The organism is Brevibacillus sp. FIR094 (genome assembly GCF_050477165.1).
Classification (GTDB): Bacteria; Bacillota; Bacilli; order Brevibacillales; family Brevibacillaceae; genus Brevibacillus.
This window is the reverse complement of the sequence record NZ_JBEAES010000010.1, coordinates 67652-93232: the sequence shown is the minus strand read 5'-3', so window position 1 is coordinate 93232 and position 25581 is coordinate 67652. Positions and strand designations below refer to the sequence as shown.

The 25581-nt window shown below is 46.9% G+C and carries 23 protein-coding genes and 1 riboswitch; of the genes, 13 read left to right on the top strand and 10 right to left on the bottom strand.

Going from position 1 to position 25581, the window contains the following annotated elements; all coding sequences use genetic code 11:
* The first annotated feature begins 100 nt into the window (after positions 1–100).
* Entirely contained in the window at positions 101–6007 is a 5907-nt protein-coding gene (locus ACQ5DJ_RS10915) for an AAA family ATPase (protein WP_429842487.1), read from the top strand.
* Between the two features lie 67 nt (positions 6008–6074).
* On the opposite strand, the gene ACQ5DJ_RS10910 is transcribed toward ACQ5DJ_RS10915, so the two are convergent.
* From ACQ5DJ_RS10910 to ACQ5DJ_RS10900, 3 genes are all read right to left on the bottom strand, one after another.
* The gene (locus ACQ5DJ_RS10910; protein WP_429842486.1) at positions 6075–6431 is read right to left on the bottom strand and encodes a response regulator; all 357 of its coding nucleotides are present in this window, start codon (positions 6429–6431) and stop codon (positions 6075–6077) included.
* Positions 6432–6622: 191 nt separating this feature from the next.
* Positions 6623–6985 (bottom strand): carboxymuconolactone decarboxylase family protein, encoded by a 363-nt coding sequence (locus ACQ5DJ_RS10905; protein WP_429842485.1) that lies wholly within the window; start codon positions 6983–6985, stop codon positions 6623–6625.
* Positions 6960–7736 carry a Crp/Fnr family transcriptional regulator gene (locus tag ACQ5DJ_RS10900; RefSeq protein ID WP_429842484.1) on the bottom strand — a complete coding sequence of 259 codons (777 nt, stop codon included), beginning with the start codon at positions 7734–7736 and terminating at the stop codon, positions 6960–6962. The genes ACQ5DJ_RS10905 and ACQ5DJ_RS10900 overlap by 26 nt, the downstream gene beginning before the upstream one ends.
* Positions 7737–7935: 199 nt before the next feature.
* Between ACQ5DJ_RS10900 and ACQ5DJ_RS10895 the strand changes: the two genes are divergently transcribed.
* From ACQ5DJ_RS10895 to ACQ5DJ_RS10875, 5 genes are all read left to right on the top strand, one after another.
* Positions 7936–8700, top strand: coding sequence for a DUF4097 family beta strand repeat-containing protein (locus ACQ5DJ_RS10895; protein ID WP_429842483.1), 765 nt, complete (start codon positions 7936–7938; stop codon positions 8698–8700).
* A 250-nt stretch (positions 8701–8950) separates the two neighbouring features.
* The gene (locus ACQ5DJ_RS10890) at positions 8951–9904 is read left to right on the top strand and encodes an ABC transporter permease (RefSeq protein WP_429842482.1); all 954 of its coding nucleotides are present in this window, start codon (positions 8951–8953) and stop codon (positions 9902–9904) included.
* Positions 9901–10839 carry an iron chelate uptake ABC transporter family permease subunit gene (locus ACQ5DJ_RS10885; protein ID WP_429842481.1) on the top strand — a complete coding sequence of 313 codons (939 nt, stop codon included), beginning with the start codon at positions 9901–9903 and terminating at the stop codon, positions 10837–10839. The genes ACQ5DJ_RS10890 and ACQ5DJ_RS10885 overlap by 4 nt, the downstream gene beginning before the upstream one ends.
* A complete protein-coding gene (locus tag ACQ5DJ_RS10880; protein WP_144618561.1) occupies positions 10836–11594 on the top strand; it encodes an ABC transporter ATP-binding protein in 759 nt (252 codons plus the stop codon). The genes ACQ5DJ_RS10885 and ACQ5DJ_RS10880 overlap by 4 nt, the downstream gene beginning before the upstream one ends.
* A gap of 105 nt (positions 11595–11699) precedes the next feature.
* On the top strand, positions 11700–12677 hold the full coding sequence (locus ACQ5DJ_RS10875) for a siderophore ABC transporter substrate-binding protein (protein WP_429842480.1): 978 nt from the start codon (positions 11700–11702) through the stop codon (positions 12675–12677).
* 84 nt (positions 12678–12761) lie between these two features.
* Here the strand turns inward: ACQ5DJ_RS10875 and ACQ5DJ_RS10870 are convergent, their stop codons facing one another.
* The 7 genes from ACQ5DJ_RS10870 to ACQ5DJ_RS10840 form a co-directional block, all read right to left on the bottom strand.
* On the bottom strand, positions 12762–13418 hold the full coding sequence (locus ACQ5DJ_RS10870; RefSeq protein ID WP_429842479.1) for a DJ-1/PfpI family protein: 657 nt from the start codon (positions 13416–13418) through the stop codon (positions 12762–12764).
* A 169-nt stretch (positions 13419–13587) separates the two neighbouring features.
* Positions 13588–14451 (bottom strand): ABC transporter ATP-binding protein, encoded by an 864-nt coding sequence (locus tag ACQ5DJ_RS10865; protein ID WP_429842478.1) that lies wholly within the window; start codon positions 14449–14451, stop codon positions 13588–13590.
* A 174-nt stretch (positions 14452–14625) separates the two neighbouring features.
* The gene (locus ACQ5DJ_RS10860; RefSeq protein WP_429842477.1) at positions 14626–14919 is read right to left on the bottom strand and encodes a YxcD family protein; all 294 of its coding nucleotides are present in this window, start codon (positions 14917–14919) and stop codon (positions 14626–14628) included.
* The gene (locus tag ACQ5DJ_RS10855; RefSeq protein ID WP_429842476.1) at positions 14907–15341 is read right to left on the bottom strand and encodes a hypothetical protein; all 435 of its coding nucleotides are present in this window, start codon (positions 15339–15341) and stop codon (positions 14907–14909) included. The genes ACQ5DJ_RS10860 and ACQ5DJ_RS10855 overlap by 13 nt, the downstream gene beginning before the upstream one ends.
* 149 nt (positions 15342–15490) lie before the next feature.
* Positions 15491–16153, bottom strand: coding sequence for a methionine ABC transporter permease (locus ACQ5DJ_RS10850; RefSeq protein ID WP_056489125.1), 663 nt, complete (start codon positions 16151–16153; stop codon positions 15491–15493).
* Entirely contained in the window at positions 16153–17190 is a 1038-nt protein-coding gene (locus ACQ5DJ_RS10845; protein ID WP_429842475.1) for a methionine ABC transporter ATP-binding protein, read from the bottom strand. Before ACQ5DJ_RS10845 ends, ACQ5DJ_RS10850 begins: the two co-directional genes overlap by 1 nt.
* A gap of 42 nt (positions 17191–17232) precedes the next feature.
* Complete coding sequence (locus ACQ5DJ_RS10840; RefSeq protein WP_429842564.1) at positions 17233–18045, bottom strand: MetQ/NlpA family ABC transporter substrate-binding protein; 813 nt, start codon at positions 18043–18045, stop codon at positions 17233–17235.
* A gap of 119 nt (positions 18046–18164) precedes the next feature.
* Positions 18165–18267, bottom strand: a riboswitch (SAM riboswitch).
* Positions 18268–18487: 220 nt separating this feature from the next.
* Between ACQ5DJ_RS10840 and ACQ5DJ_RS10835 the strand changes: the two genes are divergently transcribed.
* The 7 genes from ACQ5DJ_RS10835 (at position 18488) to ACQ5DJ_RS10805 (ending at position 25579) form a co-directional block, all read left to right on the top strand.
* Positions 18488–18844 carry a DUF2294 domain-containing protein gene (locus ACQ5DJ_RS10835; protein WP_429842563.1) on the top strand — a complete coding sequence of 119 codons (357 nt, stop codon included), beginning with the start codon at positions 18488–18490 and terminating at the stop codon, positions 18842–18844.
* 197 nt (positions 18845–19041) lie between these two features.
* Positions 19042–20115, top strand: coding sequence for an ABC transporter substrate-binding protein (locus ACQ5DJ_RS10830; RefSeq protein ID WP_429842474.1), 1074 nt, complete (start codon positions 19042–19044; stop codon positions 20113–20115).
* An 87-nt stretch (positions 20116–20202) separates the two neighbouring features.
* Positions 20203–21132, top strand: coding sequence for a nucleoside hydrolase (locus ACQ5DJ_RS10825; RefSeq protein ID WP_429842473.1), 930 nt, complete (start codon positions 20203–20205; stop codon positions 21130–21132).
* 26 nt (positions 21133–21158) lie between these two features.
* On the top strand, positions 21159–21980 hold the full coding sequence (locus tag ACQ5DJ_RS10820; protein ID WP_015893850.1) for an ABC transporter permease: 822 nt from the start codon (positions 21159–21161) through the stop codon (positions 21978–21980).
* Positions 21981–21985: 5 nt separating this feature from the next.
* On the top strand, positions 21986–22774 hold the full coding sequence (locus ACQ5DJ_RS10815) for an ABC transporter permease (protein WP_106838408.1): 789 nt from the start codon (positions 21986–21988) through the stop codon (positions 22772–22774).
* 15 nt (positions 22775–22789) lie between these two features.
* Positions 22790–23851, top strand: coding sequence for an ABC transporter ATP-binding protein (locus tag ACQ5DJ_RS10810; protein WP_429842472.1), 1062 nt, complete (start codon positions 22790–22792; stop codon positions 23849–23851).
* 18 nt (positions 23852–23869) lie between these two features.
* The gene (locus ACQ5DJ_RS10805; RefSeq protein ID WP_429842471.1) at positions 23870–25579 is read left to right on the top strand and encodes an adenine deaminase; all 1710 of its coding nucleotides are present in this window, start codon (positions 23870–23872) and stop codon (positions 25577–25579) included.
* The last annotated feature ends 2 nt before the right edge of the window (positions 25580–25581 follow it).

The following is a 25581-nucleotide window of genomic DNA, read 5'->3' as shown; positions in this document are numbered from 1 at the left end:
GAGATTATATTAAGACGGAATATAGATTAAATATAGATTAATTGTTCCGGGGCAACAATTAAAAAGATAGGATGTTCTACCTAAAGATGGAGTGGATAGTATGAGCGGCATGATCGTGGTTCCAGGGTATCGGGTGGCAGAGTTTATTTCCACTCATTCAAAATTGGGAATTTATCGGGGTTACAGAAATAACGACAATCTCCCTGTCTTATTCAAAGTACCGATGGAAGGATCTTCCCATAAAGAATCTCTGTGGAAACTGAAGCATGAATATCGCATTCTTCAATCATTGGAATCCCATGCAGTGGAAACGATCATCGAACTCGTTAATCACAACCGTGAGACGGTCATGATTACGGAAGATTTCGGGGGAGTGCCGCTCTCCTTGCTTATGAAAATGAAAGGACTGTCGCTGAAGGAGATGCTCTTCATTGCGGTCCGCATGGCTTCCTGCTTGAAGGAAATCCATCAGCACGGAATCATTCATAAGGATGTAAATCCCGATCATATCCTGGTTCATCCTGAAACCTATGAGGTAAAGCTTGTTAGCTTTGGGTTGGCGTCTAAGAGCCACCAAGAATACCAAAGTGTGATGAATCCAAAAGAATGGAAGGGGAATCTTCGCTACGTCTCGCCGGAGCAGACGGGGAGAATGAATCGTACCGTCGATTACCGCTCCGATATTTATTCTTTTGGTGTCACGCTCTACGAGTTATTGACTGGAAAGCTGCCCTTCTTAACTTCGGACATGCTTGAACTCATACATGCTCATATGGCGAGAAAGCCGCTCGCTCCCTCCAGTGCAAAACCATCCGTTCCAGAGATTCTATCGGACATTGTGATGAAGTGTCTGTCAAAAAATACAGAGGATCGCTACTTTAGCATGTCTGGCTTACTGGCAGACCTGCAGCGCTGCTACGACCAGCTTGAACAAAACGGTTTGATTACGCCTTTTCCGCTTGCTTTAGAAGACCGTGCTGATCACTTGCGGATTCCGGAGAGGCTGTATGGACGTGAGCAAGAAATCCAGATGCTCATCGATGCATTTGAGCAAGTCACGAACGGCGCTACGAGGATGGTTCTCCTCAGTGGCTCAGCAGGCGTGGGTAAATCTGCTCTTGTGTTAGAAGCGCAAAAAGCGTTTTTGAGAGGCCGGGGACGTTTTGTTTCAGGAAAGTTTGATCAATATAATCAGGCCGTTCCGTATTCGGCTATCATTCAAATCTTTCAGGATTTGATCAAGCAGCTCTTGGCAGGCCACGAACGCGAGCTGCTCGCTTGGCGAGAGATGATACTCGACGCCATGCAAGGACTTGGTCAAGTGATCGTGGATGTTATTCCACAGCTTGAGGCAGTGATTGGCACACAGCCTGCCGTACCTGAGCTGCCTGCGGCAGAAGCAAAAAATCGCTTTCAATGGGTGATGCAACGCTTTATTCGGATTTGGGCGCGACCAGACCATCCACTCGTCTTGTTCCTGGATGATTTGCAGTGGGCGGATTCTTCTTCGCTTTTCCTGATCCGAGAGTTGGTTGCGGATATGCAGATCAGTCATTTTCTGTTGATTTGCTCTTATCGTGAGCATGATGGCAGTACGATGAATCCGTTGATTGCCCTTTTGACAGAGACAGGCATCAAGAGCCGCATTTTGCGCCAATTCACGTTATTGCCGCTTCGAGAACCCGAATTCAATGAGATGCTAGCGGATGCATTGCATAGTGATCCGGATATGACGAAGCCGCTGGTTACGATGATCATGCAGAAGACAGCTGGGAATCCGTTTTATGTAAGGGAATTCATTAAAACGCTGTATGATCGGAACTTGCTGTGGTATGTGAGAGAAGAACGAAACTGGCAATGGAATTTGGCCGAAATCGAGAAGCTGGGTACGACGGAAAATGTGGCCGATTTTCTCGTGGAAAAAATGAGAAGATTGCCTGATTCCACTCAGCAGCAGCTCGGCTATGCAGCTTGTCTGGGTAACTCTTTTTTTCTTCATTTGATAGCCAATTCACGAAATCAAACGGAGTCAGAAGCCATCCAGCATATTCGGCCTGCGATTGAGGAAGGTCTCATCTATCCGATTGAAGGAGCGGAATATCTGACTTACGCTGCGCTCGTGGAAGAAGAAGTGACGCCTCAGGTGATGATTCGTTTCCGCTTTGTGCATGATCGAATTCAACAGGCTGCCTATTCGTTGTTAGCAGAGGCAGAGCGCGGACAGATTCACGTCAAGCTGGGCAGGATGATGTGGGAAATGGCACAAGGGAGCGAATCTAGCTTCCTGTTCGAAATTTGCGATCATATGTACCGGGGCAAAGAGGTACTGGAGGATCAGGCGGAGCGCATTCATGTAGCGTACTGTCATTTACTCGCTGGTCAAAAAGCGAAATCCTCTGCGGCATTTGAGTCCGCCATGCAGTACTTCCAACGCGGTCTCGAGCTGGTCGGGGAAGATGGCTGGCAGCACAATCATGATCTGACCATGGAGTTGTGTGCGTTGTCCGCGGAGACGACGTACCTCTGTAACCAATTGGATGAGGCAAAACAATTGTTTGAACGCGGGATGCAGCATGCCAAAACAGACCGAGAACGAGTACGTATTTTGGAAATGGAAATTCGCATGTATACGCGACTAGCAGAATTTCCGCGTGTCATGGAGATCGCAAGCGAAGCCTTGGGGTTATTGGGCGTACCGATTCCCAAAAAGCCCGGCAAGCTCGATATCATTAAGGAAATGTTTCACATCAAACGCCGCCTCAAAGGCCGGAAAATAGATGAGCTGCTGTATTTGCCGGATGTTCCTGATGAAAATTATCAGATGGCGATGAGCATCATCAGCTACGCAGGTCCATCTGCTTACTATGTCAATCTCAATTGGTTTGCTTTAACGATTTTGCGTGCTCTTCATCTGTCTCTCGTACACGGAAACGCGGTCGCCTCGGCGAACGGTTATACCGGTTACGGGATCGTACAAGCTGCTCAATTCGGAAATTATCGAGAGGCTTTTGAATTTGGGCAATTGGCTTGCCGTGTAGCAGACAGCTTCGCCGATCCGATCGCCATGACGAAGGCGTATGGCGCGTTTGCTTTACTGATCAATCACTGGTGCGAGCATGCGCGGACGAATATCCCTCTTCTGAAAAAAGCGATTCAGCTCGGCTTGGACGGTGGCGGCAACATTTATGCTGCCTACAATGCCCATGGGCTTTTGGAGGCCATGCTCTATTGCGGTGTGCCAGTGGAAGAATTGGAGCAGCAAATCGAGGAATACAGCGATATGATTCAACACATCAAGGTCGTTGATCACGATGATCGGCTTCTGTTATTGCGTCAGGCGCTGCATACTTTTACACGGTGGACAGATAATGAACGAACGGCGTTTTGCCATGATGGATTTGACGAGGTGGCATATGTAAGCAACCTGCAAAAAGAAGGAAACAGCTACAAGCGGTACATGTACCACTACTATAAATCGATGGTTCATCTCATGTACGGGAACCACCTGGAGGCTGCCGAGCTGCTGGGCGAAGCAGAGCAATGGATGGATTCAGTCAGCGGACAAGTTCTTGTCAGCCAGCAAGTTTTTATGCAAACACTTGCATTGACGGGGCTCTATGAGAACGCCAACCGACAGGAAAAATCGAAGTATGGGAAAAAAATCAAAGCAAATATCAAAAAGATGAAGACGTGGGCAAAGGAATGCCCGGAAAATTTCCAGCACAAGTGGTTGTTGATGTATGCTGAGTGGCTGCGTGTCACAGAGAAAAAACAAGAAGCAGGTCCTTTTTATGAGCAGGCGGTTCAACTCGCCAAAAAGGATGTTTTCTTGCAAAACGAGGCAATGGCAAATGAATTGGCCGCCCAGCATTACTTGGCACTCGGGCTCGAAACGATTGCGAAGGTATACATGACCGAGGCGCACGAGGTTTACATGCTTTGGGGAGCGGTCGCCAAGGTACGAGAGATTGGGGAACGGTACCCTTATCTTTTGCAACGGGTAAGAAGCTTGGGAGCTTCCGCCGAGATTGCCACGACTGACCAAACAGCAGACCTCGTCGATTTAATGAGTGTCATCAAGGCGTCGCAAACGATTGCTAGCGAGCTTCGCCTGGAAATGCTGTTGGCGACGATGCTGCGCACAGTGATGAGCAATGCAGGGGCGGAGAAAGGAATCCTCCTGCTGAAAAAAGATGGTGACTGGCTCATCGAAGCGGCAGGCTCTGTCGATTTGGACGTGGAGATCATGCAGTCTGTCCCGTATGAACATAGCGGGATGCTCTCTGTCGCTGTCGTGAATTACACCATTCGCACAGAAGAGATGCTGGTGCTCCACAACGCTTCCGTTGAAGGCGTCTTTTTCCGCGATACGTACATTGCGAAGCACGAGCCGAAATCCATTCTATGTTCCCCGCTATGGCAGCAAGGAAAAATGATCGGCGTCATTTATTTGGAGAACAACGAGACGACACATGTGTTCAACGAAAGCCGCTCAGAGCCGCTCAGACTGATCTTCTCGCAAATTGCGATCTTTATTGAAAATGCGAGACTGTATCATCAATTGGAGCAATGGAATCAATCCTTGGAAAAGATCGTGACAGAGCGTACCAATGAGATTCAGACCCTTTTGCAGGCGAATAAAAATCTGTTAAACAATGCGGGACAAGGCTTCCTTTCTTTTTCCAAAAACCTGCTGGTCCATTCTGAATACAGTCGGGAATGTCTACGGATTTTTGGTCGAGAACTGGCTGGGGTGTCGGTCGCCGAGCTACTATACCCAGATCGTCCAGAGGACAGCATGTTTATTGAATCCCTTTTGGAAAAGTACTTTGAAGCAAAAGACCAAGGGCAAAAAGAGCTGTATCTCAGTCTTTTTCCTACGGAAATCCAGATCAATCAAATGCCGTTGAAGCTGGCATGTAAGCCGATTTATGAAGATCGGCGAGATTCGCCAGAGGGCTTGATGCTGATCCTGACTGATATGAGTGAGCAACGGGCGCTCAAATCCAAGATGGAGCGAGAATGGCAAAGGTTGAATATGGTCGTAACTGTAGCGATTAGTCTCCCGCTCTTCCAAAAGGTACTGCGATCTTTTGACGCTTTCTTTGAGGATGGGTGGAAGCGGGTCCTCGGAGAAGAGATGGCGGATTCCGAGAAACTATTCAAATTGGTCGCTCAGATTCATCAATTTAAAGGTGACTTCAGCCAACTACACTTGATTCATACACCGCAAAAGCTGCATGATTTGGAATCGTGGTTGATTCAATGGGCAAAGTCCGAAGAACGCCTCTCCGACGAGGATGTGCGCGCCCATGAGTCATTCGCAGAGGTTCAAGCCGCGATGCAACAAGATTTGTCGATCATGCGGCACAAGCTCGGAGTCGGGTTCCTGGATCATAACGAGCATGTGTACACCATTGCAAAAGAGCAATGGGAAAGCTTCGAGCATGAGATCACCAGTCTGATACAGGGGGAAGCTCAGCAGGAGCTGCTCCACCGCATCCGCAAGCTTCGCTATCGTCCCATGAAGGACATGTTGTTCCGGTATGAAGACTATGTAAGTGAGCTCGCTATCCGTCTGAATAAGACCATCGATCCGGTCGAATGGGATGCAGAAGAAGTACTGGTCGATCCGGAGCGATTCGAGAATTTTGCGAGGAGCCTGATTCACGTATTCAACAATGCCATCGATCATGGAATGGAAGAAGAGCAAGAGCGATTGGCCTGCGGAAAAGAACGCAGCGGCAAGATTCAATGCCGCATTTGGCAAGAGGATACATCCCTGTGCGTCACGATTCGTGATGATGGGCGGGGCGGAGATCTGGAAAAGCTAAAGGTGGCATTGGCGGAGCATGTCACGGTGCAAGAAAATGCGAGTCTCGTATCGGGCAGAGGAATTGGCCTGTCCATTGTTAAGCAAGAGGTTGAGCAGTTGGGCGGAAGCCTTCAGGTTGATACTGAAAAAGGAGAGGGCACCCGCTTTACCTTCCGAATCCCGTTGGAATAAATTCGCTAGACTCATAGAAAAAACTGAGGCGACAGTTTACAGTGCCTCAGTTTTTTTGTTTGATCGACTAAAGAGAATTCGTAATGGAAGCCAAAAGGCGTTCTTCATCGATCGGTTTTAGAATATAATGGCGCGCTCCAGCGTTGATTGCTTCAAAAACGAGCGGCTTTAATCCGTTGGTGCTGACCATAATGATGTTGGCGTCGGGGAAGGTGCCGATGATTTTTTTGACGGTATCAATGCCATTCATTTCTGGCATATTGATATCCATCGTCACCACGTCGGGGAGGTGGGCCGTATACTTTTGATAGGCGTCCAATCCATTCGTCGCTTCTGCAATGACTTGATGGCCCGCCCGTTCCAAAATGATTTTCATGTAATCTCGTACTACAAGGGAGTCGTCTGCTATCAGTATACGAGCCATAAAACCTCCTGTTTCGAAACGGTTAGTTATTCTTAGTAAGTAGTCTACTTTTACCATAACACTGATAGGAAAAATGTCGCAATCATTTGATCATAAAAAGTGTAGATGAATATATAAAAAAACAAACGAATTCCATTTCGTGATGAAACTGGATTCGTTTGTTTTATTTTCCAAATGGATGATATAGTTAGTTAGCAAAAGCAATCTGGCTTACCAGGAGCATCACGATAGGCGAGCAAGGCATTGACCCCATGACTTAAGATGGCACCAGAACGTGTCACTGCGGCAACGAGTAGAGCCTCCATTATTTCCTCCATGGTGCCGCCTAGTTCTTTATACTTTTTGACGTGAACATCGATGCAGTAGGGGCAACCCGTCACGTGAGCGACCACAATGGCAATTAACTCTTTCGTTTTGACTGGGAGCTGTTGAGATTGCTGGTAGACTTGGCGCTCGAAAGAAAAATAAGAAGCGGCAGCCTCAGGGGCCAATTTCATCAATTCGGGGATATGTGACAAATTTGATGATTCATAATACGAACGTGCTTTTGACATGAAACATCCTCTCCATTCCATGAGTAGTCGCTACGATTTCATTGTAGAGAGAGAAGATGTTTGCTTCTGTAACTAACTCACCAATCACCAAGAAAAGCTTTTTCTGAAGGGCATCACGGTGAATAGCAGCGATTCGACCTCGTCCTAACTGAAGCCATCCGGCTTTCTCAAACTCCTTGAGTGACCGACTGATTACTTCTCTGGCAGTCCCGAGCTCAATGGCAATCGCTTCATGGGTGATGGATAGGTGGTTGCGAGAATCGGTGGTACGACGGAGCAATAATTCGGCGATGCGGGCGTTGATCGGTTTAAATGCAATATCCTCGACCAGAGACGTGACGGAGACCATTCGGTTGATCATGTTTCGGTAAATAAACTGACGCAAGTCCTTATAGCGATCCATCCAGTCTTTGAAAACATCTACAGGCAAAAGCAGCAGCTCGGTTTCTTCTTCTAGCTGTGCGGACGCTTCATAGCCCGTCTCACCTAAAATACTTGCCATCATGAGGACGCAGACTCCCCCGCGTTGTACCCGATATAACGTAACCTCACGTCCTGACTCACTGATGATATAGATGCGGACCTTGCCTGACAATACAAAAGTGGCGTGGGCAAACAGATGGCCCTGCTGCATGGTAAGCTGGGGAGAAAAGCGTTCCACTGTTATGTCAGGATGGCGCCATGCAGCTTCCGGAACAAGGGAAAAGCACGGAAAAGCATCCATCACAAGTTGGGTTCGATTCAAGTCCATTGTTGTACCCTCCGAAGCAATCTGATTGGGAAAATATTCTTACCTGTAGTGTAGGGAAAAGACGCGATCTCTACAATGGAATATCCGTCTGCAGACTGACGAGAGAACAACGCTGTAGCCTGATTTCTCTTCTACGCTGTTTTGCTACGATGTTATAGAACTTCATCTTGTAAAAATAACCAATATCGAGGGGAAACAAATGAAACAAATGAAACGGTGGATAGGAGTAGGTCTAATCGCTGTAGGAATCGGTTTGGCCGGATGCACGATCAGCAATAACGTGATCAAGATTGATGAAGAAAAAAGACAGATTGAATTACCTGCGGAGTCCATCGAGACGTTGAAGATTGTTACGGATTCAGGCGATTTGATCGTCAAAGGTGATGAAAAAGCAACAGTGATTCATGTCGAGGCTGATATCAAATCGAAAAATGTCAAACCCGAAGAAATCATCCTTACACTCGAGAAGGATGGGAATACCGCAACACTACGATCCGAAATCAACACAGATATCGGAGTTAACTATGTAGATATGACGCTAACGGTAATCGTTCCTGCCCAGCTGCCGATAGCCCTTACCGATGGATCAGGAGATATTGACATGACGAATCTAACAGGAAAGCTCACGATTGAGGATGACTCTGGTGATATTCGATTAACGAATACGAACGGAGAGGTAGAGATTCGTGATCAGTCCGGTGACATTATGATCAAGGACGCTGGGGCCATCAAACTGATCGAGGACGACTCGGGTGATATCTTCATGGAAAATACGGGTGGAAATGTAGAGATTCACGATCAATCCGGCGATATGGTTATTCGAAATCATAAGGGCGACATAAAGATATCCGACGAAAGCGGCGACATGGTCATTGATACTGTCGAAGGAAATGTACGAATTGAGAATGACGGGAGCGGAGAGCGAACCATTCTAAACATAAAAGGCTCGTACACATCTAAATAAAACAGGACCGTCAGGGTTTTTGCCCTGGCGGTTTTCTTGTTCTTGTCGGTATTTTGACAGGTTGAGGAAAAAATTAGCCGACTAATGAAAAAAAGCTTTCCCTTCCGATAAAGAAGTGCTAATATAACAAAGGTAGTTCTAATTGAGAATGAATCTCTTTATTAATGATCATGAGAATTATTCTCTCTCGTAAATACTCGAGTCAATACAGAACATTACTCCAGGAAAAAGTAAGAAGAGTAGGGACGCGATGAAAAAGAGATATTTGGTTGTAGCACTTATTTTACTATCGTTCGTTTCACTTTTTATTGGCGTGAAAGATATATCTCCGTTAGATCTGTTCAATCTCACAGATGACAAAGTGCAAGTGCTGTGGATTAGCAGGATTCCGCGATTAATCAGTATCATTATCGCAGGGATAAGCATGAGTATCGTCGGCTTGATTATGCAGCAGTTGACCCGAAACAAGTTTGTTTCGCCCACGACTGCGGGGACAGAGGATTCCGTTCGCTTCGGAATATTGATCTCTCTCCTGGTTTTCGTAGATGCCGGTCCATGGGTGAAGCTGCTCGTTGCTTTTGCTTTCTCTCTCTTAGGAACGTTTATCTTTATGAAGATCCTTGACCGAATCAAATTCAAGGACTCCATTTTCATCCCGTTAGTGGGATTGATGTTTGGGAATATCGTCGGTTCCATTACGACGTTTTTCGCTTATAAACACGATTTGATGCAAAACATGTCTGCTTGGTTGCACGGAGATTTCTCCACCATCATGAAAGGCAGCTACGAGCTTTTGTACATAAGCATTCCGCTGGTGATTATCGCTTACCTGTATGCGAACAAGTTCACGATTGCCGGAATGGGTGAGGAGTTCGCCATCAACCTCGGGCTGAACTACAAACAGGTCGTCAACATTGGACTGATCATCGTTGCTTGTGTGACGTCCGTTGTAATTCTTACGGTAGGCGCGATTCCGTTTTTGGGACTCATCATTCCAAATCTGGTGACGCTGTACGTGGGCGACAACCTGAAGAAAAGCTTGGGGCATACCGCATTGCTTGGCGCGGTGTTTGTACTTGCCTGTGATATCCTGGGACGCCTCATTATCTTCCCATACGAGATTTCTATCGGTTTGATGGTTGGGGTCATCGGCAGTGGAGTATTCGTGTACTTACTCATGAGAAGAAAGGCATATGAACAATGAAAGCGAAGATAGGTGCCCTGTCGATTGTGGCCATTGCTTTAATAGCCATATTCATGACGATTAACGCCGGTGGCAACTGGGATTATATCCTTCCTCGGCGGGCGAAGGAAATTCTCGCCATTATTTTAACGGGATGCATCATCGCCTTTTCCACGATGGTCTTCCAGACAATTACTAACAACCGAATCTTGACGCCGAGCATTATCGGCCTGGATTCGCTCTATATGTTCATCCAGACGTTTGTGATCTTTGTTTTTGGTTCTACCACTTCTTTGATGAACACCAATGTGAACTTCCTGATTTCAACAGGGGGGATGGTGCTTTTCGCAGGACTACTTTACAAATTCCTGTTTAAAAGAGAAGGGCAAAACATCTACTTCCTGTTATTGATCGGATTGATCTTGGGCACGTTGTTCGGCAGCTTGTCCACGTTCATGCAAGTGTTGATCGATCCGAATGAGTTTTTGATCGTACAAGACAAGATGTTCGCCAGCTTCAACAATGTAAAAACAGACCTGTTGATCATAAGCTTTGTGTTGGTCATCGCGGTTGGGATTTACTTCTGGCGTTACATCAAGTATTTAGATGTGTTATCGCTCGGCCGAGATCAGGCGATCAATCTGGGGATTCCATATGATTTTGTCATCAAGCGATTCCTCATCGTGATTGCAATCCTCGTCTCCATTGCGACAGCTTTGGTCGGACCGATTACCTTTTTGGGATTATTGGTAGCGAATCTTGCCCATCAGTTTATGAAAACCTATCAGCATAAATATTTGCTGGCAGGCTCAGCTTTAATCAGTGTCGTTGCTCTAGTTGGCGGTTCGTTGATTGTGAAGCATGTATTCACGTTTTCTACAACACTCAGTGTCATTGTCAACTTTATTGGTGGGGTTTACTTCATCTATCTTCTGTTAAAGGAGAATAAAGCGTGATAGAAGTCCGGAATGTCTCAAAACAATATGGTAGCAAATATGTCGTGGAAGACGTCTCTGTGAAAATTGCCAAGGGAAAAATCACGTCCTTTATCGGACCCAATGGGGCAGGAAAGAGCACTCTGCTGTCTATGATTAGTCGTCTGTTGACCAAGGATCAAGGCGAGGTTTTCATTGAGGGTCAGGAGATTGGACAGGCAAAGAGCAGTGAACTGGCCAAAAAAATCTCGATTCTCAAACAATCGAACCACATTACAGTACGATTGACGATCCGTGAGTTAGTCAGCTTTGGTCGCTTCCCGTATTCGCAAGGTAATTTGACAAAAGAAGACTGGAAGCATGTAGATGATGCAATCCGTTATCTGGAGCTTACGGACATTCAGCACAAGTATCTCGACCAATTGAGTGGTGGTCAACGTCAGCGAGCTTACATCGCCATGGTGGTCGCTCAGAATACGGACTATGTCCTTCTGGATGAGCCGCTCAACAATTTGGATATGAAGCATTCGGTCCAAATCATGAAGGTACTGCGACGATTGGTAGACGAAATGGGTAAAACCGTTGTGATCGTGATTCACGACATCAACTTCGCTTCCGTCTATTCCGATTATATCGTCGCTCTCAAGAATGGTAAGGTCGTGAAGGAAGGCTCTACAGACGAGATTATTACGCGACCTATTTTACAAGATGTCTATGACATGGATATCAAGATTGAAGACATCGATCAGAACAAAATATGCGTCTATTTCGCATAAGTCCCATCTTCCTATCGTTAAAATTTTGACGGCCTGCAAGGGGGATTCATCAGCAAGCTATCAATAATTTTATATACTTTTAAATTCTATATAGAGGTGAGAGAAGTGAACAAAAAACTACTCGTGCTGTTTATGGCAGTACTGATGGCTGTATTCACAGCTGCATGCGGCTCGAATAACGCTGCACCTGCAACACCAGCGACAAAAGCACCTGAAGCTGCACAAACATCTGAAGAAATTACAATCAAGCATAAATTGGGTGAAGCAAAACTGAAGAAGAATCCAAAAACCATTGTTTCTTTTGACTACGGTATCCTGGATTCCTTAGATAAATTGGGTATTGAAGTAGCGGGTGTTGCACAGTCCTCCAACATTCCACCTTACCTAGAAAAGTTCAAAGATGCGAAGTACACAAATGTCGGTGGTTTGAAAGAACCAGACTTTGAAAAAATCAACGCAATGAAGCCAGATGTGATCTTCATCTCCGGCCGTCAACAGCCTGCTTATGAAGAGCTGAACAAAATCGCTCCAACCATCTTCATGGATGTAGACAACGAGAAGTACATGGAATCCTTCAAAGAGAACATGAAAACATTGGGTACGATCTTCGGTAAAGAAGCACAAGTGGATGAAGAGTTGGCTAAAATCGACGAGTCTATCAAGCAAGTGAATGAGAAAGCAACAGCAAGCGGTAAAAATGCCTTGATCGTATTGGTGAACGAAGGTAAGTTGAGCGCGTATGGTCCAGGATCTCGTTTTGGCATTATTCATAAGGAGTTGGGTATCACTCCTGTAGACAAAGACATTAAAGTCGAAGGTCATGGTCAAAGCGTATCTTCTGAATATATCATGGAAAAAGATCCGGACTACCTGTTTGTTGTAGACCGCGGCGTTGTGAACAAGAACCAAGACGCTTCTGCTTCTGCGCAACAAACGATCGAAAACGATCTGATCAAAAACACCAAAGCATTCAAAAACGGCAACATCATTTACCTCGATGCGAACTACTGGTACCTCTCCGGTGGCGGATTGGTTTCCACTGGTAGCATGGCAGAAGAGGTTTTGAAAGAAGTTAAGTGGTAAGAGGCTAAAAAGAAAGTGGCGACTGCCGAGGGGAGCAAGACATACCCTAGGCTGTCGCCTTTTCATTTTTTAGAACGTGCTGATTTATACCCGGGGCTCCCGTTTTGCAAACTCCTGTAACATCCCTCTTATTTGTTCTACCAATAAAGCAGGTGCCTTCTTAGGTGAACCCGAGTCAAACGGTGGCTGTGGATCGTATTCCAAAATCAACTGGACTCCTTTACTCATATCTTCTCCCAATTCCCATGCAACTAATTGGAGTGCCATGTCGATACCAGAGGAAACACCGGCCGCTGTAACGATTTTGCCCTGACGAACGACTCTTTCCTCTGTTGGAGTGGTTCCAAGGGATTGGAGCAGTTCGAAGGATCCCCAATGAGAGGTGGCTACAGCTCCATGTAACAAGCCTGCGGCGCTCAAGATCAGAGAGCCATTGCAAACAGACGTAGTCCATTTCGTTGTTTCATGGATGTGGCGAATCCACTGCAGGGTTTCTTCGTCATTCATAGGGGTTTTATAATTGGGCGGACTGCAACCGGGAACAACAAGAATATCAGCGGAAGTAATTTCAGAAAAACTGTAATCGGCATGTAAATAGCCCATATTGGAGTCAAGCTTGATTAACCCCTTTTTCTTAGCGACAAACTTCACTTCACATTTCAGCGTAGCAGCGAATACATCGTATGGACCAATTGCATCTAATGCGGTGATGCCGTCGAATAGCAAGATTGCAACCTTCATGATGATCTCTCCTTTGAAATGGGATATTTTTCTTGCAAACAAATACTAACATACATATACGGGGTATATGTATATCGGAGTTGTGACTAACTTTAAGTAGGCATAGCAAAAAGCCGGTTACACCATAAAACGTGGTGAAAACCGGCTTTTTGTTTGCGAAATCTAACAATTATCTGGCTCCAACCAGCTTGCGCTCTTCCGTGTAAACAGGTTGGGGAGTGTTTTCGTTTGGATGCTTTTGATCCACAGCATGAGACAGCTCATAAGGGAGGCAGAGGGGTACACCTGTGCGTGGATCGATCAGGATGTCTGCTTCGATGTTGAATACCTTACGCAGCATATCAGGCGTCATGACTTCAGCAGGACTTCCCTCAGCGACAACGGTACCGCGAGAGATTGCAACCATGTGCTGTGCATAACGGGTAGCGTGGTTCAAATCGTGGACGACCATGACGATCGTACGATTTTCTTCGTCATTCAGCTTTTGTAGGAGCTTGAGAACCTCCAGCTGGTGAGCCATATCCAGGAAGGTCGTAGGTTCATCCAGGAACAGGATGTCTGTTCCTTGCGCCAGTGCCATGGCAATCCATGCGCGTTGGCGCTGACCGCCGGAAAGCTGGTCAACCGGACGATCATGGAAATCGGACATGCCGGTCATGGAGATAGCCCAGCTTATGATCTCTTTGTCTTCCTTGGTCAAAGAGCCGAAGCCTTTTTGATGGGGGAAGCGGCCATAGGTAACGAGCTCAGACACGGTCAAGCCATCGGGTGCGGTTGGGTTTTGCGGCAAAATCGCCAGTTGTTTGGCGACTTCCTTGGTCGATTGCTGATGGATCGATTTTCCGTCCAAAAATACTTGTCCGCCTGTTGGTTTCATAATCCGGGCGAGAGTTTTGAGGATCGTCGATTTACCAGAACCATTTGCACCGACCAGGGCAGTGATTTTTCCAGAAGGAATGCTGATGTTCAAGTCTTTGACAATGGAAAGCTCACCGTATCCGATGTCCAGCTTTTCTGTGTATAAGCGCTCCACAATGGGCCAACTCCTTTTTAAAAGTATGTACCTGTATAAGTAAATGTAGTAATGATAATCATTTTCACTAAGTTAAAGTATATAACGTAATGAGGTCAAATTCAATATGTAAAAAGCCAACCTGCTCACATGCGTGAACAAATTGGCCTTGGGTTAACAAACGAATATCCAGTGTTAGTAGGTAATATGGGCGATGATTCCTTGTTCGTCGTCCAATACCAGCTCGATACCGGCGGAATAAGGGTTGCGCTGCATCTGGGTCTCCAGATAGTAGCGAATCGCTTCAATCATATTCATCTCGATGAAGATTTGTTGGCGCTCCATCCAGTGTACTTCAGCAGAAAAGCCGTATTCTTCGTCCCACATCAGCTCGACGGAGATGTCTTGTGGCTTCAATTGCTTTTTGTAGGCTGCGTGAATACAGATCGCATTAATGATATCTTGTTCGGAAAATGTTATCTTTTCCATGCGTTCAGTTCCTGTTCTTTCTCACGTTTGGTTTTGAAGTAGACGATCACTTTACGGATCAGGATAATCACAGCGAGGATCGCCATCAGGTTGATCATGAAGCCAAGGATGGAGCCCAGCATACCCATGTCACCAAACAGGGATCCGAACAGCAAACCAGCCAGACCACCAATCATGAGACCTTTCATGAATCCACCGCTTTTGCTTGCTGTAGCAGCAGGAGTTGTTGTTGTACCTTTATTTGTTGAAGCATTTACATTCGTATCTGCTTTGTTAGGCGTTTGCGTGTTCGTAGGAGCCGTATTAGAGTTGAAGGATTTTTTCCCGGACTTATAGCCTTTCGCGTCGGCATGATCAATGAATCCTCCGGCCGGAGCGAGTACGAGCATTACGGCAACCAACATCATGATGAGTTTTTTCATGTTATTTGAGTAGCCCCTCTCAGTTAAATGACTTGTATATATAAGTCTACATGAATATCGGACGAAATTCCAACGAACTTTCAGTGACGTTCGGTCTAAATACCTACAAAAAAGCCCCTGACAAGCGATCATGTCAGGGGTTCTTCGTTTTACGCACTCTTTTTCAGTTTTCGGGCTGCCCAGTTGCCCAGCGATTGAATGAGCTGGACTAAGACGACGAGAATAACGACGGTAATGATCATGACTTCGATGTCCCATTGCTGATAGCCGTAGCGCAAGGCGAGATCGCCAAGCCCACCGGCACCGACTGCCCCTGCCATAGCAGTAGCGCCAATCAAGCCGATCGTCGCAATCGTCAGGCAGAGGACGATGCCAGGCCGTGCTTCACGCAGCATGATGCGAAATATAATCTGCGTCCGGGATGCGCCCATCGCTTGGTACGCTTCGATAACGCCACGATCGACGTCATGCAGGGCCGTTTCCATCAGGCGTGAGATGTAAGGCGCCGTGTAGACGATGAGCGGCACAATCGCTCCTTCAATCCCAATCGAAGTACCTACGATCAACTCTGTAAAAGGAATGATCGCAACCATCAGGATAATAAAAGGCAGCGAGCGCACAATGTTGATGATCGTATTCAGGGTATGATAGATGATTTTATTCGGGAAAAGGTGATTTGCCTGTGTGATGACCAACAAAATCCCGAGCGGAATCCCGATCAATGTCGCAATGAACAACGAAAACCCAACCATGATGACGGTCTCTTGCAGGGATTGTCCGAATACCGGAATCATTTCAATCAAACGCTCCATTAGCTCCGCACCTCCTCTGGTGACACAATATCTAAGCGGTAGACGGATTCGCGCAAGAAGCGAATGCCATCTTGAATGGCCTGATCTTCACCAGAAATGTGCAAAAGCAAAATGCCGAGCGCCGTTCCCTTAATGGTCGTAATCGAGCCGTACAATAGATTCGTACTGATTGGAAAGCGTGCGGACAAGGTCCCTAGAACTGGATCGAGAGCGGCATCCCCGCGAAAGGCAACGCGAACAATTTTGGAAACGGGTCCGGTTTCTTTTATCTTGGACAAAATCTCCTGTGGTACCTGATCGTCGAAAACCGTTTTGATAAAATTACGGGTCGTTTGCTCTTGCGGATTGCTGAAAACATCCAGAACAGAGCCTTGCTCGATGACGACACCGTTTTCCATGATGGCTACCTGATCGCAGATTTTTTTGATGACCTGCATTTCATGCGTAATGAGCACGATGGTCAGGTTGAACTTTCGATTGATGTCGAGCAACAGGTCCAGAATCGATTCAGTCGTCTGCGGGTCGAGAGCGGAAGTCGCTTCGTCACAGAGCAGGATTTCCGGATCAGTCGCAAGTGCACGAGCGATGCCCACCCGTTGCTTTTGTCCACCGGATAGCTGAGAAGGATAAGCGTTTGCTTTATCAGACAAGCCAACCAAGCCGAGAAGGTCTTCTACCTTGCGCTTAATGATATCTTTGGGGACGCGATTCATCCGCAAGATTTCCGCCACATTGTCAAAGACATTATAGGAAGAGAGCAGGTTGAAGTGTTGAAAAATTATCCCGATCTTTTTACGAGCTTGCCGCAGCTCTTTTTCCTTGAGGGTCAGCATGTTCTGGCCATTGACGATCACAGAACCGCTGGTCGGCTTCTCCAACAGGTTGATGGTGCGGAGCAGGGTACTTTTCCCCGCTCCACTAAAACCGATAACACCGTAGATCTGCCCTTTTTCCACCTGCAGGGATACGCCCTTCAATGCTTCTACCTGCTTGTTTCCTACTTGATACGACTTATGAATATCGGTTAGCTGTATCATAACGAGTTCTCCTTGTTGTTCTTGATGTTCCTGGCGTCGATCTTACCAGGACGGCAGTACAGCTCCTTCAAAACGTTCATCGATGAATTTTTTCACTTCTTCCGAACGGTAAATGTCCACCAGCTTTTTGACAGCTGGGTTGTCTTTGTTGGTTTCGTTGACTGCCAAGATGTTTACATAGGGAGAATCAGCCGTCTCAGCGAAGATCGCATCTTTTTTCGGGGAGTAGCCAGCTTCCATTGCGAAGTTCGTATTAATCGAAGCGACTTCTACGTTGCTCAACGAGCGTGCCAGGAAAGCAGCCTCCAGCTCTTTGAATTGCAAATTTTTCGGATTTTCCACGATGTCCAGTGGTGTTGCATTGTCGCCCACGCCATCCTTGAGCTTAATCAAGCCAGCTGCCTGAAAGAGCAGCAGGGCGCGTGCTCGGTTGGTCGGGTCGTTTTGAATGCCGACAACCCCGCCTGCCTGGATGTCCTCAACTTTTTTATGCTTGGTGGAGTACAGGCCCATCGGGTACGTCACGGTTTTTCCAACCTCGACGATTTTTGTTTTGTGATCTTGATTGAACTTCGCCAAGAAAGGGATGGTTTGGAAGCTGTTTACATCGAGATTTCCTTTATCGAGAGCTTGGTTCGGCTGTACGTAATCGTTGAAAACGACGACTTCGACTTCGAGTCCTTTGCCTTTGGCGACTTCTTTCACTTTGTTTAGTATCTCTTCGTGCGGGCCACCAGTGACGCCCACTTTGAGTGAGGTTTGTTCAGCAGCAGTGCTACCGTTAGCAGGAGCAGCTTCTTGTTTACCGCCGCAAGCCGTTACGAGCGATGCAACGAGCAGTAGTGTAGTGAGCAGTAGACCAGTCTTTTCATGAAAATACCCCTTTTCTCTGGATGTAAGATGGAAAAGAAAAAAGCCTCTTCCGACAGAAGAGGCGAAAACTGCGAGTATGTATCCACACTGCAACAATACCTCTCTTATCTGTCGGAATAAATTCCGCTGGATTTGGCACCGTATCGTTTGCGATAGGTTGCCGAGGTGTCATAGGGCCAGTCCCTCAACCTCTCTTCATAAGAGAATATGCTATGAAATTATCATTCCAAACATTGACGTTAATTCTTATTTGGATAGTTGGATTATAACGACTGATTTTTTAGGTGTCAACTGTTTTTGCAAACGAATGACTTGGTGGAAAAATGTGAAATTGATCTAAATACGAATATTCTATTGAAGAATAAAAAAATCATATGTATAATGAGAGCGAATGAACCCGATACCAGCTATCGCAGGTGATGACATGACTCTAGTGGACTCCAATGAAACCAGAAAAAAGCTGTCTGCCATCTATAATGAGATAGCAAAAGAGTTGTTCGGATTTGGAACGACGTTGCTCCGAGTCACGATTGAAAACCAGATGATTACGTTCCAAGCCAAGCATCGCCGCTCTCCGCGCTCACAAGCGTTGGAAGGAGAAGCACCGGCCCTCAAGCTCGAAGTCGATTTTCGCATGTCCCTTCTTTATAAGAAGAAACTGCGAGAGCGATTGGAAGAAGAGATGGGGTTGCCGTTGGAAGCTGTGCTGCGGGACTATGATGCGCCTACGCAGTGGGCAATCACGAATGTTATTTTAGTTGAATCAGAACTGAATACCTGACGCAATCGTTCGGATTTTCTCTTTTGATCTATCTTAAGGGGAGACCGTAGACTTTGCGTAAAAACGGGTGTCACTTCTCTTTGTTTACGAAGAAAAGTGCTCTTGTTTAGAATGATACGTTCTAATCAAGGGTACTTTTCTTTTTATTGTTACACCATATTTTGTCATCAAATGAACCCAACTGGAGGAGAATTACGATGAAAAAATTACTTGCTGGAATCCTATCTTTCTCTATGATGTCACTGGCTCTCGCTGGCTGTGGCAGCAATGATCAACCACAAGCGGGTGGGGCTGGCGGCGAAGCCAAGGGCGAGCCACAAAAGCTGGTCATCTCCACATGGGGCTTCTCCGAAGACTTTTTCCGCAAAGAAGTATATGAGCCGTTTGAAAAAGAACATAACGTGAAAATCGTACTGGAAATCGGGAACAACGCAGAGCGCCTGAACAAAATTCGCCAAGGAAGCTCCGATGTAGACTTGATCTACCTCTCTGACTACTATGCACAGCAAGGAATTGAGAGTGGCGCATTTGAAAAAATCGACCGCAGCCGCATCCCGAACCTGGATCAAATCTATGATATTGCCAAAGCACCACTGGGCGAGGAGTACGGTCCGGCTTACACGATTGGCCAATTCGGGATTGCGTACAATCCAAAGCTCGTGAAAACCGAGATCAAGGATTGGAAAGACCTGTGGAACCCAGAACTGGCGGGCAAGCTGACATTGCCAAGCATTACGTCCACAACTGGCCCGATGGTTCTCGACAGTGCTTCCCAGATAGCGGGCAGCAAGGAATTTAACGAGGATCAAGCCTTCGCGAAAATGAAAGAAGTCAACAAAGGTGTAGTGAAGTTCTACGACAAGACCTCCGAATACGTCAACATGTTTGGACAAGAAGAAATCGGCGTAGGACCGATCATGGAAATGTACTTCAAAGACATTAAAGCCGCTGTTCCGGAAGCTGTTTTCGTACAACCTGCAAGCGGCGGATATGCGGTCATGAATACAGTTAACATTGTAAAAGGCTCGAAAAACAAAGCACTAGCTGAAGACTTCATCAACTACCAGTTGAGCAAGGAAGTTCAGGAAAAATCAGCAAAAGCAAAAATCGATTCCCCTGTAAACAAAACGGTTCAACTGACAGAAGAAGAAGCAAAAGGCGTAACGTACGGGGAAGAAACCGTAAGCAAGCTGCGTATGATGGACATGAAATTCGTTAACGAGCACTCTAAAGCATGGATTGACCGTTGGAATCGTGAAATCACGCAATAACGAACGATAGATAAACATGGGCGAGGGTATAGACATTTGCGGATATACCCTCGTTTTCATGAGAAATGAACGTGAGGAGGACCACTCGTGAAAAAGATCATTCTTGACGTGGATACGGGCATTGATGATGCGCTTGGCATTATTCTCGCTGTGAAGAGCGGGCAATTCGATCTGGTTGGCATTACTACGGTGAATGGCAATGTGTCGCTGCGAAAAGCCACAGAAAACACGTGCAAAATTCTGGATTTCTTGCAAGTCGGTAAGCGAATCCCTGTCGTCTGTGGAGCGTCTGAACCGTTGCTGCGACCGTTGTTTTTCGAGCATGCCGTACACGGTGAAGATGGCTTGGGTGGTGCCCTTGCTGGAGTTCCGGTTTACAAGGAACCAACTGCTGGCTTTGCTCCTGATTTCATCGTGGAAAACGTACTCGCTCATTCCGGCGAGATTACGCTCATCATGACGGGGCCGCTGACCAATTTGGCACTGGCGGTGAAAAAATGCCCGGAGCTTGTCCAACACGTCAAGGAAGTCATTTTCATGGGTGGAGTGGTCCGCGAGCATGGCAATGTGACGCCAGTTGCGGAGTATAACATGTACGTCGATCCAGAGGCAGCCAAGGTTGTGTTTCATGCCGGATTCCCGCGATTGACGCTGGTTGGACTGGATGTGACACGAAGAGTGCTGCTGAACGAGGAGCATATTCGTGAGCTAGGAAATACACTGATGGGCGAGTACGTAAGACAGAGTACGTCTGATTACCTCCATCGTTATTTTAAACGAAATGGTATCTATGCGTGCGCCATGCATGATCCGTTGGCTGTCGCAGTTGCACTCGATCCGAAGCTGGTGGCGACCAAGAAGCTGTATGTAGATATTGAAACGAGAAGTGAGCTGTGTGATGGGCAAACGGTTTGCGACTTTCAAAACCGCCTAAAAAAAGAACCGAACATAAACGTCTGTCTGGACGTAGATGCAGATGCGTTCTTTGCGCGTTTTATCGGCGCATTGAAAGCCTGACGATACCGTGAACAGGAGTTAATCAGATGAGAAAAACGGGTCTTTATTTACTGCTATTGCCGGGTGTGCTGTTTTTGACGCTGTTCATGGTCATTCCGATCGTGATGACGATTGCGTCCACCTTTTATCAAGAGGGTAGCTTTACGATTCAAGGCTATCTCCAATTTCTGACCGACGCGTACTTCCTGAAGATTATGCTGACGACGCTGCAAGTAAGTCTGGTCACGACGATTGCGTGTGTCTTGATCGGTTTTCCTGCCGCGTACTACATTTCCAAGCTAGGCCCACGCAAAAAGGGCATTCTGCTGGCATTGGCGATTTTTCCTTTGCTGACCAGCTCTGTCGTGCGGTCGTTCTCTTGGATGATTATTCTCGGAAAAAAGGGCTTATTGAACAGCTCGCTGCTTGCAATCGGGCTCATCGATAAGCCGTTGGAAATATTGTATACGCCGACTGCGATGATGATTGGTTTGATTCATCTGTTCCTGCCGCTGATCATTATTACGCTGGTAGGGGTGATGGAAAACATCGACCCAGATTTGCTGAAGGCGGCGGAAAGCTTGGGTGCTTCCAAGTTGACTGCCTTCTGGAAGGTCATTGTGCCACTTAGTGTACCGGGACTTATCATCGGTAGCATTCTGGTGTTTGTCGGAAGCTTGACCGCCTACACCACGCCTGCTCTTCTAGGTGGAAAACAGCGGGTTATCTCCACGTTCCTGTATCAAAATGCGATTACACTCAACGACTGGCATCTGGCCTCTGTTATTGCCACGATCATGATTGTCATTACATTTGTCGTCATCTACTTCATGAACAAGCTGGCGACGAAATTAAATCCGAAGGGGTAGAAGCTATGCAGGAGAAAAATCGCGGGTTGGCCCTGTTTACCTCTCTCGTCTTTCTGTTTTTGCTAGGGCCGCTCATTATCATTTCTTTTACGTCGTTTGAGCCGGGGAGCGTCTTGAAGTTCCCACCGGAGGGCTTTTCTTGGCGGTGGTACGAAAATATTTTTAAGGTAGAAATGTTCATGACGACATTCAAGACGTCAATGTTCGTTTCCTTGCTCGGAAATCTTTTGGCGCTCTTGTTGGGGATTCCGGCAGCTTATGCGCTCAGTCGCTTTGATTTTCGCGGCAAGGGCATTTTGAATGGCATTTTCATCTCACCTGTCCTGATTCCGGGTATTGTTATGGGCTTTGCCATGCTGAAATACGTCATTGTCGTGTACAATTTGCCGATTTATGCGGGACTTCTCGTTGGTCATACGGTGCTGATGCTTCCGTTTATCATTCGCGTTATTGCATCTTCCTTGTCCAATTTTGACTTCGCCATTGAAGAAGCGGCTTTAAGCCTTGGGGCAGGTCGTCTCGAAACCTTTTTCAAAGTCGTCTTGCCAAATATTCGCTCCGGGATTATTGCTGCGATTCTGATCGCTTTTCTGGAGTCATTCAATAACGTAGATATCTCTGTTTTCATGACAGGACCAGGAGTAAGCACGCTGCCGATCCAGATGCTGACGTACGTAGAAAACAACTTCGATCCAACGATCGCCGCTATTTCCGTGCTGCTCATGATTCTTACGGCTATTCTCATGTTCATCATTGAACGTCTGATGGGGCTTTCCTACTTTACAAAACGATAACGGAGGCATCAACTCATGGCATTGCTCACGCTGGATAACGTATCGGTTGCCTATGACAATCAATATATTTTGCAAAACTTCAATCTCAATATCGAAAAAGGACAGCTCATTTCTTTGCTCGGTCCGAGCGGTTGCGGAAAGACGACGACGCTGCGCCTGATTGCGGGTTTTCTCGAAGCAAAAGATGGTCGGTTCATGTTTGAAGGAAAAGATTATACGCGCATTCCGGTCAACAAGCGCAATTTCGGGTTTGTGTTCCAGAGCTATGCGCTGTTTCCACATCTTTCTGTATTCGATAACGTGGCATTCGGTCTGCGCCTGCGCAAGATCAATGAAACAGAGGTAAAGACTCGGGTACAGCAAATTCTCGAAATCGTGAGTCTCGGCGGCTATGAAAAGCGTTTCCCGAAGGAGCTGTCCGGTGGTCAAAGACAGCGCGTGGCGATTGCGCGGGCACTGGTGATTCAGCCTGACCTGCTGCTGTTCGATGAGCCGCTCAGTAACCTCGATGCCAACCTGCGGATCAACATGCGCGTAGAAATCCGTCGCATTCAGCAGGAGCTGGGTATTACGACTGTGTACGTATCGCATGACCAAGAGGAGTGCTTCTCCATCTCGGATCAGGTCGCGATCATGAACAAGGGTGTGATCGAGCAGCTCGACGATCCAGCTACGATTTTCAAATATCCGAAGACGGAGTTTATCGCTCGCTTTATTGGTTTTACCAACTTCATCGACTTCGCAGAGCGCACTGAGCAGAACGGAGAAATCGGCCTGCGTGTCGGTGACCATCATTTTACCGCATCCAAAAATCCGGGTACGGCGAGTCCGTCCGGCAAAAAATGCGCAATGAGACCAGATGACCTTCTCGTGACGACAGAAGAGAGCGCCGAGCCGGGAATGAACCGTTTGCGCGGGATAGTAAAGGTAAGCACGTTTTTGGGACGCAGCTATCAATATGTTGTGGAAACAGAGCTGGGCGACTTCACGGTCAATCAAGAGATGGAGACACCGTACAAGACTGGCCTAAACGTCAATCTGCTGTTTCCAAAAGACAAAGTGGTACTCGTGGACTAAAGACAGGAGGTTATTTTCGTGAAGGTCGATTTGTTGATTCAAGACGTCCAAGTGTTTAACAGCTATTTTAAAAAGTTCATCAAAGGAAATGTCGCTGTTTTGGATGAACGCTTCTTCTATATTGGTGAGCGGAGTACGGAAACATTTGAAGCTGCCGAGATTGTGGACGGACAAGGCAGCTACATGATTCCTGGTCTGGTCGATATTCACTTGCATATTGAGAGCACGATGGTAACGCCGGAGACGTTTTCCTATGGTTTGATTCAAAACGGAGTGACGACGATCGTACCGGAGCCGCATGAGATGGCCAATGTGTTCGGGATCGAAGGGATCAAAGAGATGATTCGTGCGAGCCGTGATTGTGTCGTTGATATGCTGTACGCGATCCCGAGCTCCGTACCAGCTACCTCAATGGAAACGACAGGTGGGTCTGTCGAGATTGCGGACATGGACGAGCTTTTGCGTTCTGAAGAGATCATTTGCCTCGGCGAAATCATGAATTACGTAGACATCATCAAGGACCCTGACTGCAAGACGAATCGCATCCTGGAGCATATCCGCAAGACGTATCCAAAGCTCGTCATTGAGGGGCACGTCCCGAAATTGCTCGATTTGGACCTGCATCGCGTCATTTATGCGGGAGTGGATTCTGATCATACGCACCAAACGCGTGAGGGCATGGAAGCGAGAATTGCAGCAGGTATGTTTCTGGAGATTCAAGAAAAATCGATGACGGATGAAGTCATGGACTTTTTTGTAAAGGAAGATGTTTCTGAGCATTTTTGTTTTGTGACGGATGATGTGATGACCGATTCTTTGGTCAATCGTGGACACTTGAACCATATCGTGAAAAAAGCCATTCAAATGGGCATGCAGCCAGAACGCGCAATCTACGCGAGTACATTTACCCCAGCTAGACGTATGAACATGACGGATCGAGGGGCAATTGCTCCCGGCAAAATAGCGGACTTCCTGCTGCTGTCTGATCTGCATGAACTCAAGATCGAACGCGTCTATAAAAATGGGAAGAAAGCTTATGACGTCAAGGAAGAGTACCGACAAGTAGTCAAAGAGAAGCAGTTTCCTGCGCATTTTTATGAGAGCATCAAGCTATCGCCGCTTACAGAGCAAGACTTCCGCGTCACAGTAGACGTGCCGGACAATCGCTATCCATGTCGGGTCATGCTCGTTCAAAACGGCTCTACTTTTACAGAGGATCACCGTGGAATCGCTGAGGTGCGGGAAGGACAACTCTTGTGGGAGGAGAGCCCGTACGGCTTGATCGCCGTCTTTGAACGCTATGGCAAAAACGGTAACCGTGGCTATGGCTTGATCAGCGGAGATACGATCAAACGAGGGGCGGTAGCCACCAGCTATTCGCATGACAACCACAATCTCTTGGTTGTCGGACACAATCCGCACGATATGATGGTCGCAGCCAATGAAGTCATCCGCAATCAAGGTGGTTTTTACGTGGTCGAGGATGGCAAGGTGATCGCGAGTCTTCATTTGCCGGTCGGAGGCATTTTGACAGAGGAACCATTGGAAAAAACCGCAAAGGAAGTCGAGCAACTTCGCCGCGCTATGGAGTCGCTCGGTTACGATCACTACAATCCGATCATGTCGATCAGCACGCATTCCTTACCGGTAAGTCCAGCCTTGAAGCTGACGGATCTGGGGTTGATCGATGTAAATGACGGGAAAATAGTTCCGTTGCTGTTGATGTAAAA